Here is a 1,082-nt window from a genome sequence, read left to right as displayed (position 1 = left end):
AGGGCTGTCCCGTAAGTGCTGGTCATGGGAGATGCCGCTATGTTGCTTGGGCTGGCTGCCCTGCGGGGCTCCCTGGACGGCCGTGTTGTCAGCGGCTCGGGATACGGTGCGGTGTGATGGGTCGGACGGAGATCTTATGGGACTCGCGACCATGGGGGGTGGGTGGGAAGGTCCCCGGCATCCCGCCCGGGACTGGATTTAGTATCCGTGGCCCCACCCCCCAACTCCGCACGCCAGTCGGACCATGCGGTGAGGGGCCCACCGAAACGGCCGACTCAACGAACAGCCGCTCGCGGTGACATGATCTTGGTGTGGCTGGTGTGATCACGGCGTCGGAGCCGTCCTGGACAGCCCCGTTCACTGGGCTGAGCCCGCGTGCCTTCGGGAAGCTGATGACGGTTCTGCGGCGTCAGGGGGCGGATGCGGTCCGCAAGGGCCGGCCGTGGAGCCTCCTGCTGGAAGACCGAGCACTGCTGGTCGCGGCGTACTGGCGCACGAACCTGACCATGCGCCGGCTCGCTCCGCTCTTCGGGGTCTCGAAGTCGGCGGCCGACCGCATCATCGACCACCTCGGGCCGATGCTCGCCCTGCAGCCCCGCAAACGGTTCGCCAAGGACACCGTGCTCATCGTGGACGGCACCCTCGTGCCCACTCGCGACCACGCCGTGGCAGATCAGTCCAAGAACTACCGGCACTCCACGAACCACCAGGTTGTCATCGACGCCCGACACCCGCCTGGTCGTCGTGGTCGGCCGGCCGCTCGCCGGAAACCGCAACGACTGCAAGGCATGGGAGGAGTCCGGCGCCAAAGCCGCCGTCGGGAAGACACTCACGATCGCCGACGGCGGTTACCCCGGCACCGAACTCGTCATGCCGCACCGTCGCCGCAAAGGCGAAGACCTGCCCGACTGGAAGCAGGCACACAACAAGTCCCACAAGCAGGTCCGAGCCCGCGTTGAGCACGTCTTCGCCCGCATGAAGACCTGGAAGATCCTCCGCGACTGCCGCCTCAAAGGCGACGGCGTCCACCACGCCATGCTCGGCATCGCCCGACTGCACAACCTCGCCCTCGCCGGATAGAC

1 pseudogene is annotated in these 1,082 nt (G+C 67.4%); it reads left to right on the top strand.

Annotated features, from left to right (window positions below):
• Positions 1–311 precede the first annotated feature (311 nt).
• Positions 312–1,080: pseudogene (locus ACFYW3_RS39175) on the top strand (transposase).
• The last annotated feature ends 2 nt before the right edge of the window (positions 1,081–1,082 follow it).

The sequence above is a fragment of the Streptomyces sp. NPDC002602 genome (genome assembly GCF_042889445.1).
Taxonomy (GTDB): domain Bacteria; phylum Actinomycetota; class Actinomycetes; order Streptomycetales; family Streptomycetaceae; genus Streptomyces.
This window is presented reverse-complemented; position numbering and strand designations above follow the sequence as displayed.